The organism is Hydrogenophaga sp. FG152, from assembly GCF_057809615.1.
The window spans coordinates 270,160-287,643 of record NZ_JBMDKH010000004.1; the positions used below are offsets into that span (position 1 = coordinate 270,160).

Sequence of the window (17,484 nt, forward strand, 5' to 3'; positions counted from 1 at the left end):
AATCGGTGGTGTGCCGGGTCAGGCCCGTTGAACGAGGCGCGCGAGCCGTTTCATGAGGCCCGGCGCGGGTTCGGCCGCGTCGGCGTTGGCGGCAGCGGTGGCCGGCGTGTCGGCACCGGTGGCGTCGTAGGCCACGGCGAGCTGGGCCAGCGTTTCGCTCACGTAGCGGCGCGGGCTGATCTGCTTGCCGATCTGCTGCTCCAGCTTGAGCACGGCCTGCATGGCGGTGAGCGAGGTGCCGCCCAGGTCGAAGAAGTTGTCGTTGCGGCCGATATGGCTCATGCCCAGCAGCTCGCTCCAGACCGCGTGGATGGCCCGCTCGGTGGCCGTGCCGGCGAAGCTGTCGCCGGTCGGGCTCGCCTGCGCCTTGAGCGCGCGCGATTGCGCCAGCTGCAGCCGGCCCGAGGGGTGGCGCACGATCTGCTCGAACCAGCGCAGGTCCAGCGCCGCACGGGCCTCGGCGGGCACGGCGTCGAGCAACGCGCGGGCGTGGGATTCGCGTTGCGCAGCGGACAGGGCGCTGGCCTGCAGGCCGATCAGCAGCCGGCGGCGCCCGTTCGGGTCCACCGCAGCTTGCGCGGCGGCCACGTCAACGCCCGGCAGCGCCAGCGCCGCCTGCTCCAGCGCCTCGAGGTCCACCAGGCCACCACCGAGCAGCACCGTGGGTTCGTTCGCATCGCTCACGTGTTGCAGCACGCCGTCGCTGCGCCAGCGCGCGCTGGTGTGGCTGGCCGTCCAGGCGCCCGCTGCGCCGGCCTTCACCCAGACGGGGGCGGCCACGCCGATCGGGGCCGTGCCCTCGGGCCGCAGCGCGACGCGCACGGTGTGCGGCACCAGCGGGCGGCCCACCAGGCCGGCCTCGGCCGCGTCGGCGACCCAGTGGGCGGCCAGCGGCAGGGGCAGTGAGTCGGTCTGCAGCACGTTGAGCACGGAAAGGCCCGCGTCCAGCAGCTGCGCGACGAGTTCGGGGGAGCTGTCGCGCGCGTCCACGGCGGCGATGACCGAGAGCGAGGCACCACGGCGGGCCTGCAGGGCGTCGGCCCAGGTGTTGGCGTCCGCGAAGACGAGGCCGGTGCGCTCGCGCTGGAGGTCGGCCACCAGGGTGGCGCCGTCGGGCGCCTGGTCCCACAGCACCAGCCGGCCGCCGGTGTGCAGCGCCAGGCCCAGCAGGGCCAGCGCGGTGCCGGTGGCGTGGGCGCTGGCGCGCAGGCAGTCGCCCACCAGCAGGTGGGCCTGGCGGGCGAGGCCGGCGCTGATCTGGGCGATGAGCGCGGCGTCGAAGGCTTGCGGCTGGACCGCCGCCTTGCGCGCCATGGCGGCGGGCTGGCTTTGCAGCCAGGGTGCGTCGCCGAAAGCCACCGCGTCGGCGGGCGGCGTGTCGCCAGGTGTCAGGGGCAGGCAGTGGTGGCCCAGGCGCAGCACGGCCAGGGCGGTGACCAGTTGGGCCACCGGCTCCTGCATCGCGATGGCCACGGTGAGCGGGTGGCCCACCGCGGGCAGGCGGGTCTTGAGCTGGGCCGCGTTGTCGTTGACGCGGCGGACCAGCTCGCGGGCGTCGAGTTCGGTGCCGCCGATGCGCAGCAGCGCGGGTGGGGTGAGTGCGCTGGCGCGCTGCTCCAGCAGATCGAACAGGCTTTGCGCGGGCGCCACGGCCGGCGCGTCCAGCGCCAGCACGCGGGCCTGTTCGGCGGGCGTGGGCGCGATCAGCTGCGCCACGGTCTGGTTCGGCGTGCGGGCCACCGCGTCGAGCAGGGCCACGAAGCGCTCGTGCAGGGACTTCGCGGTGGCGGGCAGGTACAGGTGCGTGTCGTACTGAATGCCCCCTTCGATGCCGGAAGGGATCTCGACCAGCCAGAGGTTGAGGTCTTCGGTGGCGCCTTTGTGCTTGATGCGCACTCGCTCGTGCGCGAGCGGGCCCCAGTGGGTCGGGCGGTTGCGGGCGTCCTGGAACGAGAACATGCACTGGTACAGGCGCGCGTGCACGCCGGGTTGCTCGGCTTCGAGCGCGTGGGCGATGCGCTCGAAGGGCACGTCCTGGTGCGCGAAAGCTTCGACCACGGCGGCCCGCACTTGCCCGATCCAGTCGAGCCAGCTCAGCGAGGTGTTCACCGGCAGGCGCACGGGCAGCATGTTGTTGAAGAAGCCCATGATGGGATCGAGCTCGGGGGTCGGGCGTCCGCGCACCGGCAGGCCGATGGTCGGCGCGGGCTCGCGCAGCAGCTGCGAGACCATGACGGCGTAGACCGAGAGGGCGACGATGCTCAGCGTCGAACCGGTGCGCTTGGCGATGTCGCGCACGCGGTCGGCCTGCTCGGCTGGGATGTGCATGGACTCGGTGGCGCCTTCGCGCAGCATGCCGGGCAGGCGGGCCAGATCGGTGAGCGGCTCCTGCACCGGCTTGCCCAGGAACTGGTTCTTCCAGTAGCCCAGCTGGCCTTGCAGTTCCTCGCTCTCCAGCCAGCGCGCGTGCCAGTCGGCAAAGTCGCCGTAGGTCAGGGCCAGCGGCGGCAACGGCGAGGGCCGGCCTTCGGAGAACGCCTGGTAGAGCGCGTTCATCTCGTCGTAGAACAAGTCGAAGGACCAGCCGTCCCAGATCACGTGATGCGTCATGAAGAACAGCACGTGGTGATCGTCGGCGAGGCGGAACAGGCGGGCCTTGAACAGCGGCGCATGTTCCAGTTCGAACGCCTGGTCGGCCAGCGCGGCCAGCCGGTCCTGCAGCGCGGCTTCCTGTTCGTCGGGGGTGTAGCTGCCGAAGTCTTCCAGCGGCAGCAGGCTGAACGCCGGCAGATCGACGTTCATCTGCACCGGGCCCTGTGGGGAGGACACGATGGCGCTGTGCAGGGCGGGTTGGCGTTTCACGACTTCCTGGAAGGCACGATCGAAGGCCTGCAGGTCCATCGGGCCGTGCAGGCGGTGGGCCGACGGCGCGTTGTAGACGGTGCGGCCGGGCTGCATGGCCTCGATGAAGCGGATGCGCTCCTGCATCAGCGTGAGCGGGGCCTGGCGCTGGTCGGCGCGGTGCACCAGCGGCTCGCGCGCCGGGGCGGTGTCGCCACGCTGCTGGTCGATCAGGTGGGCGAGTTTCTCGGCCGTGGTCGACTCGAACAGCACCCGCAGGTTGAGCTGCAGGCCAAAGGCCTTGTTGATCTGGCCCATGAGCTTGGCCGCCAGCAGGGAGTGGCCGCCGAGGAAGAAGAAGTCTTCGTCCACGCCGACCGCGGGCAGCTTGAGCACGGCCTGCATGGCCTCGACCACCGCTTTTTCGGTCTCGTTGCGTGCGGCCTTCACCGCACCGGCGTTGGCCGAGGGTGCCGGGCCGGTGGGCGCCGGCAGGGCCTTGCGGTCGATCTTGCCGTTGGGCAGCAAGGGCATGGTGTCGAGCAACACGATCTGCTGCGGCAGCATGTAGTCGGGCAGGCCGGCGCGCAGCGCTTCACGAAGGGCGGCGGCGTCGGGTTGCTGGCCGGCGTGCGGCACGGCGTAGCCGATCAGGCGCACGTCGCCCGGGCTGTCCTCGCGCGCCATCACCACGGTGCGGGCGATGCCGGGCAGGGCGGCGAGGCGGGCCTCGATCTCGCCCAGCTCGATGCGGTAGCCGCGGATCTTGACCTGGAAGTCCAGCCGGCCCAGGTGCTCCAGCGTGCCGTCTTCGCGCCAGCGCGCGAGGTCGCCGGTGCGGTAGATGCGCGCGCCGGGCGTGGTGGTGTCGAACGGGTCGGCCACGAACTTCTCTGCGGTGAGTTCGGGGCGCTTGAAGTAGCCGGTGGCCACGCCGGCGCCGCCGATGCACAGCTCGCCTTCCTGGCCGATGGCCACGGGCTTCATCTGCTCATCGAGCACCCAGACCTGGGTGTTGGCGATCGGGTGGCCGATGGTGATCTTCTGCGCCGCGTCGGTGATGCGGCACAGGGTGGACCACACCGTGGTCTCGGTCGGGCCGTACATGTTCCAGAGTTCCACGCCGGTCGCGAGCAGGCGCTGCGCCAGCGAGGGCGGCAGCGGCTCGCCCCCGCACAGGGCGCGGAAACCGGCGGGCGCGCGCCAGCCCGCGTCCAGCAGCATGTGCCAGGTGGTGGGCGTGGCCTGCATCACGTTGATGCGCTGCTCGGCGGCCAGGCGCGCGAGAACCTCGCCGTCCATGGCGTCCTCGCGCTGGGCCAGCACCACGCTGGCGCCCACGGTCAGGGGCAGGAAGAGTTCGAGCACCGCGATGTCGAAGGACAGCGTGGTCACGGCCAGCAGCCGGTCACCGGCCTGCAGGCCGGGCTCGCGGCGCATGCTGGCGAGGAAGTTGCATACCGCGTTCTGCGGCAGCACCACGCCCTTGGGCTTGCCGGTGGAGCCCGAGGTGTAGATCACGTACATGGGCGCGTCGTCGGCCCAGTCGGCGGGGCGAGGCAGGGCGCTGTCGGAGGCCGAGGCGATGGCGGCGGCGTCGTCGTCGATGCGGATCTGCTGTTCGCGCGGCACGCCCGAGAGGCTGGCGTTGGCGGCGTCGGTGATCACCAGGCGCACGCCCGCGTCCTCGGCCATGTAGTGCAGGCGGTCCTTCGGGAAGCCCGGGTCGAGCGGCACGTAGGCCGCGCCGGTCTTGAGGATGCCGAGCAGGGCGGGCACGAGGTTGGGGCCGCGCGTGAGGCACACGCCCACCAGCATGCCCGCGCCGATGCCGCGCGAGCGCAGCAGCTGGCCGAAGCGGTTGGCGCGCGATTCGAGCGCGGCGTAGCTCAGGCTCACGCCGTGCGCCACCAGGGCGACGGCATCGGGCGTGGCGGCGGCCTGGCGGCTGATCCACTGCTCCACCCGGGCGTTGGCCTCCAGCGGCATGGCGGTGGCGTGGTTCCAGGCGATCAGGCGGGGGTCGGGTGCCGTCGCAGGGCGCACCGGCGCGGGCGCCACCACGGCGGTGAGCACCGGCAGCTCGACGCCGGGGTGCTGCGCGAAGTGGGCGATTTCGGCGCGCAGGGCGTCGATCAGTTCCTGCGCGCGCTGCGGGCTGAAGAACTCGCTGCTGTGGTGCAGGTCCAGCGTGAGCGCGTCGTTCTGCTCGTAGAAGTTGAAGAACAGTTCGCTGAGCGTGCCGCGCTTGCGGCCTTCGTGCATGGCGGCCTGCAGGGGCGCGTAGGCCGAGAGGTCGACCTTGGGGTTGAGGTTGAAGAAGATGCCGGTGAGCGGCGGGCGGTCGCCCGCGCTGCGGATGCCCAGCGCGCGGGCCACCGTGCCCTGGGTCATGAGCGGGTACTCCAGAGCGTCCATCAGGCGCGAGCGCACGCGCTGCAGCACGGCCTCGGCGCTCTCGCCGGGCTGGCAGCCCAGGCGCAGCGGCAGGTCGAGCACGCCGTCGGCCATGATCGGGCCGCGGCGCTGCAGGCTCTGGCTGGCGTAGGGGATGCTGACCACGAAATCCGTCTGGCCGCTGCGTTTTTGCAACATGCGCGTGACCGCGGTGAGCAGCACCTGGAACAGCGTGGCGCCGGACTGCCGGGCCTGCGCGCGCAGGCGGCTGAACAGCTCGCCGTCCAGTCGTATGCGAAGCGTGTCGGCGGCGTAGGTGCGGTGGCCCTGCGGGCTGCGGTCGCCCAGGTTCAGCGGCGCGGGTGGGTTCTGCAGCTGCTGCTGCCAGAAGCGCAGGGCTTCCTGGCCGTCGGGGCCGTCGAAGCGGGCCTGCTCTTCCTCGGCAAAGTCCAGCGGCGACTCGGCCGGTTTGAAGACCGGTGCCATGCCCATGCTGCGGGCCTTGTAGGCGGTGGCGAGTTCGGCGTTGAACACGCTGGAGGCCCAGCCGTCGAACACCAGGTGGCTGGCCACCACGTGCACCACGGTGCGGCCGTCGGCCAGGGTGAGCAGGCTCACGGCGGCCAGCGGCGCCTGGTCCAGCGGGAAGTCGCGCAGGCTGGCCTGGGTGCAGAAGTCGTCCAGCGCCCGGTCGGCGTCGGCCTGGCCGCTCAGGTCGATCTCGGCCACCGGCAGGTTCAGTTGCGGCGCGACGCGTTGCCGCGGTTCTTCCAGGTCGAACTGGAGGCGGAAAGCTTCGTGGCGCGTCAGCACGTCGTCGAGCGCGGCCCTCAGCGCGATGCGGTCCACGCTGCCTTGCAGGCTGACGCAGAACGATTCGTTCAGGGCCAGGCGGGCCGAGGGGTCGAAGCCGCCGGCGAGCCAGCGCTCGGTCTGACCGGGCGAGAGCTGGGCGTCGGTGCCGGCGCGCGTGCCGCCCTGCGGGCCGGGTGGCGGCGGGCTGCCGTCCTTGGGCGTGATGAAGCCCAGGCCCATGAGCTCGTCCATGGCGTCGGTGAACACCTGGAAGATGCGGTCGGTGTGGGCGTCGGTCATGCCTTCGGTGACGAAGTGGCCGAACTGCTCGTACAGGTGCAGGCCGTGGTAGCGCACCAGGTAGTAGAAGAGGCTGATGTGCTTCTGGTTGTCGTCCCACTGCAGGCGCCAGATCGAGGCGCAGTGCACCGCCTTGACCGGTGCTCCACGCACCGCGAAGGCCGTGTTGAGGCGGTCGATCAGGCGCTGCGTGCGGTCGTTGAGGTTGCGGTAGAACTCGCGCCCACCGGCCTTGATGTGCTGCAGCGTGGCGCGCGCGGCGGCCAGCGCCAGCGGGTGGCGCACGAAGGTGCCGGCGAAGTAGGTCACGCCGGCTTCGGGGTAGGAGTCGTCGCCGTACTGCCAGTGGCCGCCGTCGAGCGCGTCGAGCCAGTTGGCGTTGCCTGCGATGGCCGCGAACGGCAGTCCGCCGCCGATGACCTTGCCGTAGGTGGCGATGTCGGCGCGCACGCCGTAGAACTCCTGTGCACCGCCCGGCGCGACGCGGAAACCGGTCACGACCTCATCGAAGATCAGCGCGCAGCCGGCCTTGTCGGCGATCTGGCGCAGGGATTGCACGAACTCGCGCGGCTGCAGCGTGGGGTACTTGTTCTGGATCGGCTCGGTCATGATCGCCGCCAGCTCGGGGCCGCGCTCGCGCAGCACGCGCAACGAGTCCTCGCTGTTCCAGTCCAGCACCAGGATGTTTTCCACCGCGTTGGCCAGGATGCCGGGCGCGGCGGAGAGCGAGCGCAGCTGCCTGGTGCCGCGCACGATCACCTCGTCGAAGATGCCGTGGTAGGAGTTGGTGAAGATGGCGATGGTCTTGCGGCCGGTGACGGTGCGCGCGATGCGCATGGCGCCCATCACGGCTTCGGAACCGGTGTTGCAGAAGCCCACGCGCTCCATGCCGGTGAATTCCGAGATGAGCTGGGCCACATCGGCCGCATAGGGGTGTTGCGGGCCCACTTCCAGGCCGAGCTGCAGTTGCTGCTGCATGGCCTCGATCACCTTGGGCGGCTGGTAGCCCAGCAGGTTGCCGCCGAAGCAGGACAGCAGGTCGATGTACTCGTTGCCGTCCAGGTCCCAGAGGTTCGCGCCCTGCGAGCGGTTCACCACGATGGGGTAGACCAGGTCCTTGTACAGCGGGTTGAAGCCAGTCACCACGCGCGGGTCGGCCATGACCTTGCGGTGCTGCTGGCTGAAGGCCTTGGATTGGCCCGAGCGGGCGTTGTAGCGGGTGATGAACTCGTCGAGCCAGCGGCGCTGCGCGGGTGTGAAGTCCTGGCGCGCTTCCAGCGTGAGGCGCGGCGAGGCACCGAAGGGCTTTTCGACCAGCGACTTGATGGACGGCTGGGCGGGCTCGGCCTCCGTCGCGGTCGGCGCGGCAGGGGTGGGCGCCGGTGCTGCGGCCGTGGGCACCGAAGCGGCCACCGGCAGGGCCGCCGCCATGGGCTGGCCCGCGAGCACGGCGAGCTGCTGCGCCATGAGTTGCATCTGCTGTTGCAGCAGCTGGTGGACCGCACTGGCACCGCCGGGCAGGGCCGCGAGCGGCGCCAGGGGCGTGGTTGGCGCGGCGAAGCTGGCCACGTGGGTGGGCACGGCGGCGGCGACCGCAACCGGTGCCGCCACGGGCGGCGCCGGGGCGAACTTGTCGGCCGGCATCTCGGTGTCGAGAAAGCGCGCGAGCTTGCCGGTGTTGTCGAGGTCTTCCATCAGGCGGCGAAAGCGCAGCTTGACGCCGAAGACGCGCTCGAGCTCCAGCGTGGCCTGGGTGAGCGAGAGGGAGTCCAGGCCCTGATCGACAAAGCTGGCGTCCGTGGTCATGTCGTCGGCGGGGATGCCCGAGACGTCGCTCAGGACGCGCTTGAGTTCGTTTTCAACGTTGGGTATTCGGCTCATGGTGACGGCACTCGCTACGGAGGGGGAAACATCGGACGGCAGGGCGCCTGCGGGCGCGGTGCGGCGGGCAAACCAGTGACGGTCGTTCTGGAACGGGTAGGTGGGCAGGGGCGCGCGGCGCGCGGTCGCGGCCACCGGCCAGGCGGGTTCGATGCCGGCGCACCACAGCGCGCCCAGCGCGGCCAGGCCCTGCTCGGCGGGTTGGCCGGGGTCCTGCGCGGCGCCCAGCATGGACACGATGCGCGGCACCTCGGCCTTGGGCGTGCGGTGCTGGCGCAGCAGCGCGGTGAGTGCCTGCCCCGGGCCGACTTCGAGGAAGACGGTCTCGCCCTGGGCGAGCTCGGCCATCACGGCCTTGCTGAACAGCACCGGTGCGCGCACCTGGCGCGCCCAGTAGCCAGGGTCGGTGGCCTCGTGCGCCTGCAGCGGCGCGCCGCTCACGCACGAGTACACGGTGAGGCGGGGTGCCTGCAGGCGGGCCTGCGCGAGCGCTTGCGCGACGCGCGGCAGCGCGCCTTCCATGGAAGCGCTGTGGAACGCGTGCGAGACGCGCAGGCGGGTGGCATCGATCTCGCTGCGCTCCAGGGCCTGGGCGAAGCGGTCGATGGCTTCATGGCCACCAGCCACCACGGTGAGCGCAGGCGCGTTGCAGCCGGCGACCTCGATGCCCTCAGGCACCAGGGCCCGCACGGCGTCCACGCCGGTGCGCACAGCCAGCATGGCGCCGGCGGGCTGGTCGAACATGGCCTGGCCGCGCGCGACCACGGCGGCCATGGCGTCTTCGAGCGAGAACACACCGGCGTGGCAGGCGGCGGCGTACTCGCCGATGCTGTGGCCGATCATGGCGTCGGGCCGGATGCCCAGGCTGTCCAGCCAGGCCGCCAGCGCGTAGGACACGCTGAACAGGGCCGGCTGGGCGTAGCGGGTCTGTGCCAGCAGCTGGGCCACCTCGGCATCGGCCGGGTCGGCGGCCACCAGCCAGGCGCGCAGGTCCACGCCCAGCGCGGCCTCGGCCAGCGGCAGGGCGCGGTCGAGCGCTTCGCGGAAAGCGGGTACTTCGTCCACCAGCTGGCGCGCCATGCCGGGGTGTTGCGAACCCTGACCCGGGAACAGGAACACCAGGCGCGGCTTCTGCAGCGCGCTCACGCTGCTCTTGGCCGCGCGCAGGCGCGCGATGGCTTCCTGGGCGCTGCCGGCCACCACCGAGAGGCGCTGCGCCATCGGCTTGCGCCCGCGCATGAGCGTGGCGGCGACCTCGGCCAGCGGCAGCTGGGGATGGCGTTCGAAATGCTCGGCCAGGTCGCGCGCGCGCTGCAGCGCGGCTTCAGAGGTGCGGGCCGAGATCGGCAGCAGCCAGCGGCCGTCGCTGGTCGACGCCGGCGCACGGGCCGGGGCCTCTTCGATCACCACGTGGGCGTTGGTGCCGCCGACGCCGAACGAACTCACCGCCGCGAGACGCGATTCGCTGCCGCGCGGCCAGGGAGTGTTCTGCGCCACCACGCGAAACGGCGTGTTCTCGAAGTCGATCTGCGGATTGGGCTGGCGGTAGTGCAGCGTGCCCGGGATCACGCCGTGGTGCAGCGAAAGCGCGGTCTTGATCAGGCCCACCACGCCGGCACCGGCGGCCATGTGGCCGAGGTTGCTCTTGACCGAGCCGATGCCGCAGTACTGGCTGTCGGCGGTGTCTTCTCGCCAGGCGCGCGTGAGCGCGGCCACCTCGATCGGGTCGCCCAGCGAGGTGCCGGTGCCGTGCGCTTCCACATAGCCGATCTGGCGCGCGCTCACGCCGGCCTGGTCGAGCGCCATGCGGATGGCGCCCATCTGGCCGGTGACGCTGGGCGCGGTGAAGCTGGCCTTGTCGCCGCCGTCGTTGTTCAGGCCCACGCCACGGATCACGGCGTACACCGTGTCGCCCTGGGCCAGGGCGTCTTCCAGCCGGCGCAGCACGACCACGCCGCCGCCGCTGGCGAACACGGTGCCGCTGGCGTCGGCGTCGAACGGCCGGCAATGGCCGTCGGCGGATTCCATGCCGCCTTCGACGTGCAGGTAGCCATTGATCTGGGGCACGGCCACGTTGATGCCGCCGGCCAGCGCCACGTCGCACTGGCCGCTGGCCAGCGCGTGCCAGGCCTGGGCCACGGCCACCAGGCTGGTGGAGCAGGCGGTGTGGATGCTCAGGGCCGGGCCGTTGAGGTTGAGGCGGTTGGCCACGCGGGTGGCCACGTAGTCCTTCTCGCTGGCGAGCATGGTGGCGAATTCGCCGTATTGCTGCACCAGCTCGGGCTGTTCGCTGCGCAGCGCGGGCGCATAGGCGTTGTTGCCGGTGCCGGCGTAGACGCCGATGCGCGCATCGGTGCGCGAGGCGTCGATGGCGGCGTGCTCCAGAGCGGCCACGCTGAGTTCGAGCATCAGCCGCTGCTGCGGGTCGAGCATCGTCGCTTCTCGTGCCGAGATCCCGAAGAAGCCGGCGTCGAAGTGCTCGACGCCGTCGAGCACGCCGTGCGCGGCCACGAAATTGGGGCGCGAGCGCACCGAGTCCGGCACGCTGGGGTCGAGCTCGTCGAGCGAGAACTGGCGGATGCCTTCCCGGCCGTCGATCAGGTGCTGCCAGAAGTCGTCCAGACGGCGGGCCCCCGGTGTGCGGGTGGCCATGCCGACGATGGCGATACCGGCGGTCGGCCGAGCGGGCGCCAGGCGCTTGCGCTGACCCGCATTCACCGGGCCGGCCAGGGCCGCTGCGATGCCGGCCACGGTGGGTTTGTCGTACACGTCGGCCACGTTCAGGCCCTTCACGCCCTGGTCCTTGAGGCGCGTGACGAAGCGCATGACGAGCAGCGAGCGCGCGCCCAGGTCGAACAGGTTCTGGTCGTCGCCGATCGCGGGCAGGCCCAGCAGCTCCTGCCACAGGCCGCGCACGATGGCCACCGGGTCGCTGGACGCGGCGGCGGCGGCCGTGTCCATGGCCGGCAAGGGCAGGCCCTTGCGGTCGATCTTGCCGCTGGGGGTGGTGGGCAGGCGGTCCAGCACCACGTAGCGCACCGGCACCATGTACTCGGGCATGGTGGCGCGGAGTTCGGCGCGGATGCGGGTGATCAGCTCGCTGGTATTGGCTTGCGCGCCTTCGCGCAGCACCAGGTGCGCGACCAGCTGCTTGCCGATGCCGGGCAGGTCGGGCGCGGTGACCACCGCGTCCTTGATGCCGGCCTGGGCCATGATGGCCAACTCGATCTCGCCCGGCTCGATGCGAAAGCCGTCGACCTTGAGCTGCTGGTCAGCGCGGCCCAGGTAGGTGTACACGCCCTCGGCGTCGCGGCGCGCGAGGTCGCCGGTGACGTACCAGCGCCCGGGCAGCGCGGGGAAGTCGGTGCGGAAGCGCTCGCCGGTGAGTTCGGGCCGGCCGAGGTAGCCGCAGGCCAGCGTCTCACCGCCCAGCAGCAGTTCGCCGGTGTTTTCGTCGGTGGCGTTTCCGGACGGCACCAGGGCGAGCTGCACGTGCGGCAAGGCACGGCCAATCGGGGGGATCTCGGGCCAGGCAGCCGGGTCGCCGCGCAACTCGTGCGCGGTGACCACGTGGCTCTCGGTCGGGCCGTAGTGGTTGTGCAGCTCCGAACCCGGCAGGCGCTGGAACAGCGAGCGGATCGCGGGCGTGACCTGCAGTTGTTCGCCCGCGCTCACCACGTCGCGCAGGGTCGCGGGCAGTTCGTCGCGCGCGGCCTCGGCGATCATCTGCAGCGCCACGTAGGGCACGAAGATGCGTTCGATGCGGCGCTGGATCAAGGCGTTGAGCAGCAGGCCGGGGTCGCGCCGCTGTTCCTCCGGCACCAGCACCAGCGTGCCGCCGCAGGCCAGCGTGGAGAAGATTTCCTGGAAGTGCACGTCGAACGACAGCGGCGCGAACTGCAGGGTGCGCGCGGGCTGGCCCAGGCGGGGGTGGTCGGCGTGCCACTGGATCAGGTGGCGCAACGGCACCGCGCCCATGGCGACGCCCTTGGGCCGGCCGGTGGAGCCCGAGGTGAACAGCACGTAGGTGAGGTCGGGCGCCGAGGCGTGCAGGGCGGCTTGCACCGGTGCGGGCTGTTCCAGCGTGGGCAGTTCGCCCACCAGCGAGCGCAGCGTGGCCAAGGCCTGGTCTTCGCCCACCACCGCGCGAGGTTGCGCATCGTCCAGCATGGCGCGCAGGCGCTCGGCCGGGTAGGCCAGGTCCAGCGGCACATAGGCGATGCCGGCTTCGGCGGCGGCCAGGATCGAGATGATGGTGTCGGTGGAGCGCGTGGCGGCCACCGCGATGCGTTCACCGCTTTGCAGACCCGCGTCGGCAAAGGCGCGCGCGCGTGCCGCCACCGCGCTGGCCAGCTCACGGTAGGTCAGGGGCTCGCCCTCGGGCGATTCCAGGGCCAAGGCGTTCGCGTGGCTCTGTGCTCCGCTGCGCAGCCAGAGACCCAGGTTCGGTTCACCTGCGTCGTTCTCTTGCTGACTCATGAAGTGCATTGCAAAAACCCCCTACGTGCAGGAAAGCCCCTCGAATGAATACAAATGAGTACCATCAGAAACTTGTGTAACAAATGATAACCCGGTCGTGTTGTATTTTTTCTGACTTTCCGGGCCGCTTTCCCGCAGTTTGTACGACATACCTCACGCCGAAATGCATTTCCGACATTCCCGACCCAACGACACTGACAAGATGCGGGACTTCCTGCAACGGACCCTCTCGCATTGTTGCGGGCCCCAAGCCTTTTGATCTTGTGAAACATTCACCCAGGTTATCGCTGTGGACGGGTTGGGGCGCGGCGGCGCTGATCGCCTGCGCTGCCCTGGCGATTGGCGGCTCCGCCCGCCTTTCGGAGGCGTTCCTGTGGCGCCTGGAGCGTTGGCAGTCCGCGCCCACGGTGTCCCAGCGCCTCTTCGAACGGCGCACGATCGCCCACCAGCTGAACGTGGACCGCCTCGTGCCGCGTGGCGCGATCCTCTTTTTCGGCGACAGCCACCTCCAGACCTTGCCCACGGGTGGCCTGGCGCAGGCCTACAACTTCGCCATCGGCGGTGAAACGGCCCACCGGCTGAGCCAGCGCCTCGATCGCTACACTTCGCTGCCCTGGGCCCGCGCGGTGGTGCTCGGCGCGGGCACCAACGACCTGATCGAGGGCCGCACGCCCGAAGACGTGCGGCTGGCCTGGGGTGCGATCCTGGACCGCATGCCCGCGTCCGCCCAGGTGGTGTGTGTCGGCATCCCCGTGCCGCCCGGCCACCCGGCCGACGCCGTCAACGCGTCGGTGGCCGAGATGTGCAGGCAGCGCGGCCATGCCATGGTCGACGCGGTGCCGGGGCAGGGCGCCCTGGCCCGCGCGACCCTGGCGGCCGATGGCCTGCATCTCGATGCCACCGGTTCCCTGTTGTTGCTCCAGGCCATCGAGGCCGCCCTGACCAAGAAACCCGCATGATCGAATCGCCACCGCCGCAGTCGCACCGCCAACCCGCACTGGACTGGCTCCGGGGTTTCGCCGCCCTGATCGTGGTCGGCTTCCACTACTTCCATGCGGGGGTTCGCGATGGCTCGATCCAGGGCCAGCAGAGCCCGATCCTGTACAGCCTGTTTTCCTACGGCTACGTGGGGGTGCACCTGTTCTTCATGATCAGCGGCTACGTGATCATGATGACCGCCCAGAATTCGAGCGTGCGGCGTTTCATCGCCTCCCGCGTGTCCCGGCTGATGCCCGCCTTCTGGGTGTGCATGACCCTGACGGTGCTGATCGAACTGGCCGCGCCGGCCGCGCCGTTCAAGCCCGAGTCCTGGGCCCAGTACGCGGCCAACCTGACCATGCTGCCCCGGGTGTTCGGCCAGAATCTCGTCGATGGCGCGTACTGGTCGCTGGCGGTGGAGATCAACTTCTACTTCTGGATCGGGGTGGCGATCGCCACCGGGCAGCTCAAGCGCATCGAGACACTGCTGATCCTCTGGCTTTGCCTGTCGCTGGTCAATTTCATTCGCCCCATGTACACCGTGGAGATCATCACCAGCGCCCAATGGGCGCCGCTGTTCACCGCCGGCGCCTTCTTCTTCCTGGTGCGGCAGTCGGGCTGGACCACCCGTCGGCGCTTGGCGCTGCTGGGCTGCGCCGCGCTGGCCTGCATGTACCTGTGGCGTGAAAATGGCCAGGCAGACAGCCTGGAGCAGCTGCTGGCCCTGGACGACAGCCCCAACAACCTCGTGATCGAGGCCATCCTGCTGTCGTATTTCGCCTTCTTCTACTGGATGATTCGCCGCAAGGTACCCATTGAGACCTCGACATGGAGCGATCTGTCCGGCCGCCTGACCTACCCGCTGTACCTGATCCACCAGCACGCCGGCTATGCCCTGTTCAGCGTGGCGGTGGCGTCCGGCCTGGTCGCGTCCTGGGGCATGACGCTGGTGACCCTGGGCATGATCGCCCTGGCCCTGCTGGTGGCCTGGGCGGTCAATGTCGGGGTCGAGCAGAAGTTCGGCCCCGTGCTGCGCAAGTGGATCGCGCGCTGAAGGCGGGAGAAGAAGCGTGACGAACTCCGCACCCACGCAAAGGCCGGCGCGGTATGCTGGTGCGGTGACTGATCGCGCTCGCCCCATGGGGTCTGTACAACAATGCACAACGCACCACGGCATTCGGGAGAAGATTCGATGAGATTGCCGGGATTGGACCCCCAGCCCGTCGAACTGGGCCTTGCCGCGCCGGTGCTGCTGGTGGTCGTCGACACCGAAGAGGAGTTCAACTGGAACCAGCCCTTCAACCGGCAGGCGACCGCCACCCAGTCCATTTCCTCCCAGGACCGGGTGCACGCGCTCTACGACCGGTTCGGCGTCGTGCCGACCTATGTGATGGACTACCCGGTGGCCAGTTCGGCGACCGCCACCCACTACCTGCGCGGGCTGGTGGACGCGGGCCGCGCGGAATTCGGCACCCACTGCCATCCCTGGGTCACGCCGCCGCACAACGAAACGGTGTCGGTGTTCAACTCGTACCACGGTAACCTGCCGCTGGAGCTGGAGGAAGCCAAGATCCGCACCAGCACCGACGCGGTGGCCCAGGCTTTCGGCCGCGCGCCCCGGGTGTTCAAGGCCGGGCGCTACGGCGTGGGGCCGAACACCTTCGGCATCCTGCAGGAACTGGGCTATACCGTGGACTGCAGCGTGGTGCCCCACACCAACTTTTCATTCGAAGGCGGGCCGAACTACCAGGGCATGTCCGATCGCCCCTTTTTCACCGACGCCTCGCGCACCTTGCTCGAAGTGCCCATGACGGTGGGCTACTCGGGCCGCCTGCGCCGCATGGGCCCCGCGAACCCCTGGCTCATCGGCAGCAACCTCTCGCAGCGGCTTCGCCTGCCCGGCGTCATGAGCCGCATGAAGTGGCTGGAGCGCGGCAGGCTGAGCCCGGAAGGCTTCGATGTGCGGTCGCAGGAGCGTCTGCTCACCACGCTGTTCCACGAAGGCGTGCGTGTGTTCACCATGACCTACCACTCGCCGACCTTGCAGCCGGGCAACACCCCGTATGTCAAGACCGAGGCCGATCTGGCCGCCTTCCTGGCGAACATCGAGTCCGTGCTGAGCTTCTTCCAGAACCGCCTGGGCGGGACCTTCTCCACGCTGACCCGCATCGAGCAACTGGCGCGCTCGCGGGCCGGTGCCGCACAGGCTGTCGCGGCCGTCGCGCACTGAGCGCTTCGCCCATCACCCGCCAAAAACAAACAACCCTCTGCGAAGAGAGGGTTGTTGAAGGTCAGAGCGGTCGAACCGGGATCAACGCGGCACGATCGCCCAGGTGGGGTCGTTCACGTAGCCGGCGTCCATTTTCGGGGTCATGGACTTCCACTTGCTGTAGGCGGTGCTGGCACCGTTGATGCCGAGACCGCTCGTGGCCGCCAGCATGGCGCGGGCGTAGGCGGCGTAGTCGTCCACGCGGTCCGGCGAACCTTCGGTGATCGCCATGCCGGTGCACGAGGTGCTCTTCATGCTCGCGTAGTTGGTGTCGAACAGGGTCTTCCAGCTGCTGAAGAACTGGTTGCTCGCGTCGGTGACGGTCCACCAGTAGCCCGGGGCCTTGGCCATGCAGAAGCCGTTGGCCTCGTTCAGGAAGCGGCCCACGGTGAAGCCGGTGATCCAGTTCAGCATGGTGCGGCCCTGGGGATCACCGTCCTCGGCGATCTGCGTCAGCACCAGCGTCATGAAGTCGTTCTGCCACGGGCCGGCGACCTTGTTGTCCCACGGGCTCTTGATGGCGCCGAAGGGCGAGCGGTTGGCCGGGTTGGGGTTCTGCGGGTAGTTCTGCACGTACCAGTTCAGGTTGTTGGCCAAACGGGTCTGGAAGTAGGACTTCATGGGGTGGTTGTCGGGCACGATGCGCGCGGCCTCGTCGATGGAGCGCAGGGCCCAGGACTGGGCGCGTTCCTCGTTGCCGTAGATCAGGCCCTTGGCGCCTTCGCGGTAGTAGGGATCCACCGCCGCGATGTTCCAGCTGGCCCAGAACATGGCTTCGTCCAGGTAGAAGGCATCACCCGTGATCAGGTAGGGCATGTAGCCGAACGAGGCCTGGTGCGCCGTGTCGGGCGTGTAGATGGTCGTGCCCGTCGGCGTGGGCAGCTTGGGCGTCGAGGTGCCGAAGCGCACGGCCACGTTGGGGTTGCGTTCCACGTCCAGCGGCTGGCCGGAGCCCTCGTCGCGGTAGTGCACCGGCACGCCGGCAGCGGCATCGGCATTGGCCAGCATGCTGGCGCGGGCGCGGTCGTCCTGGGTGATGAGGTACAGCGCAGTCCAGCGCGGCTGCGGACCGATCTCCGAACGACCACCGGTGGTGGGGAAGTACGGCACCAGCATGGCCGGGCCCATGGGCGCGGTGTTCGAAGCGGCCAGCACGCGGGCCTCGTCGGCCAGGACCGACTCGGGAACCTTGACGCTCAGGTCGTAGTTCCAGGTGGCCTTGCTGGCCAGGAAGTAGGGCATGTGGTGGCGCACGCGGTACTGCGGCAGCGTGTTGCCCGTCCACAGCACCTTGTGCCAGCGCGCCTGGTAGTTGTGCGTGAGGCGCGGCTGGGTGTGCACGACCTGGCCATTGCGGCGCACGGTCAGCTCATAGGTAAGGGTGCCCGGGTTGGCCTTGAAGGTCCAGTTGTTCTCCAGGACCATGTCGGTGCGGATGCTGGCACCGCCGTCGTACAGGCGGGTGTGCAGGCGGGCCGAGAGGTGGGGGTGCTCGGCGTTGCTGGCGCTGTCCTTGAAGGGCGCGACCACGGTGTACTCGGTGG

General features: G+C 70.0%; 5 protein-coding genes. 3 read left to right on the forward strand and 2 right to left on the reverse strand.

The window, feature by feature from the left end; genetic code table 11:
* Nucleotides 1–18 precede the first annotated feature (18 nt).
* Nucleotides 19–12,693, reverse strand: a complete 12,675-nt coding sequence (locus ACODTB_RS07290) for an amino acid adenylation domain-containing protein (RefSeq protein WP_488929195.1) — start codon at nucleotides 12,691–12,693, stop codon at nucleotides 19–21.
* Between the two features lie 263 nt (nucleotides 12,694–12,956).
* Here ACODTB_RS07290 and ACODTB_RS07295 point away from each other — a divergent pair, with 263 nt between their 5' ends.
* The 3 genes from ACODTB_RS07295 to ACODTB_RS07305 all read left to right on the forward strand — a co-directional run bounded on the left by ACODTB_RS07295 (nucleotide 12,957) and on the right by ACODTB_RS07305 (nucleotide 15,901).
* Nucleotides 12,957–13,652, forward strand: coding sequence for an SGNH/GDSL hydrolase family protein (locus ACODTB_RS07295; RefSeq protein WP_291116813.1), 696 nt, complete (start codon nucleotides 12,957–12,959; stop codon nucleotides 13,650–13,652).
* On the forward strand, nucleotides 13,649–14,725 hold the full coding sequence (locus ACODTB_RS07300) for an acyltransferase family protein (protein ID WP_291116816.1): 1,077 nt from the start codon (nucleotides 13,649–13,651) through the stop codon (nucleotides 14,723–14,725). Before ACODTB_RS07295 ends, ACODTB_RS07300 begins: the two co-directional genes overlap by 4 nt.
* A gap of 153 nt (nucleotides 14,726–14,878) precedes the next feature.
* On the forward strand, nucleotides 14,879–15,901 hold the full coding sequence (locus ACODTB_RS07305) for a polysaccharide deacetylase family protein (RefSeq protein ID WP_291116819.1): 1,023 nt from the start codon (nucleotides 14,879–14,881) through the stop codon (nucleotides 15,899–15,901).
* Between the two features lie 81 nt (nucleotides 15,902–15,982).
* Here ACODTB_RS07305 and ACODTB_RS07310 read toward each other — a convergent pair.
* On the reverse strand, nucleotides 15,983–17,484 hold a 1,502-nt coding region (locus ACODTB_RS07310), incomplete at its 5' end, for a hypothetical protein (protein WP_488929196.1).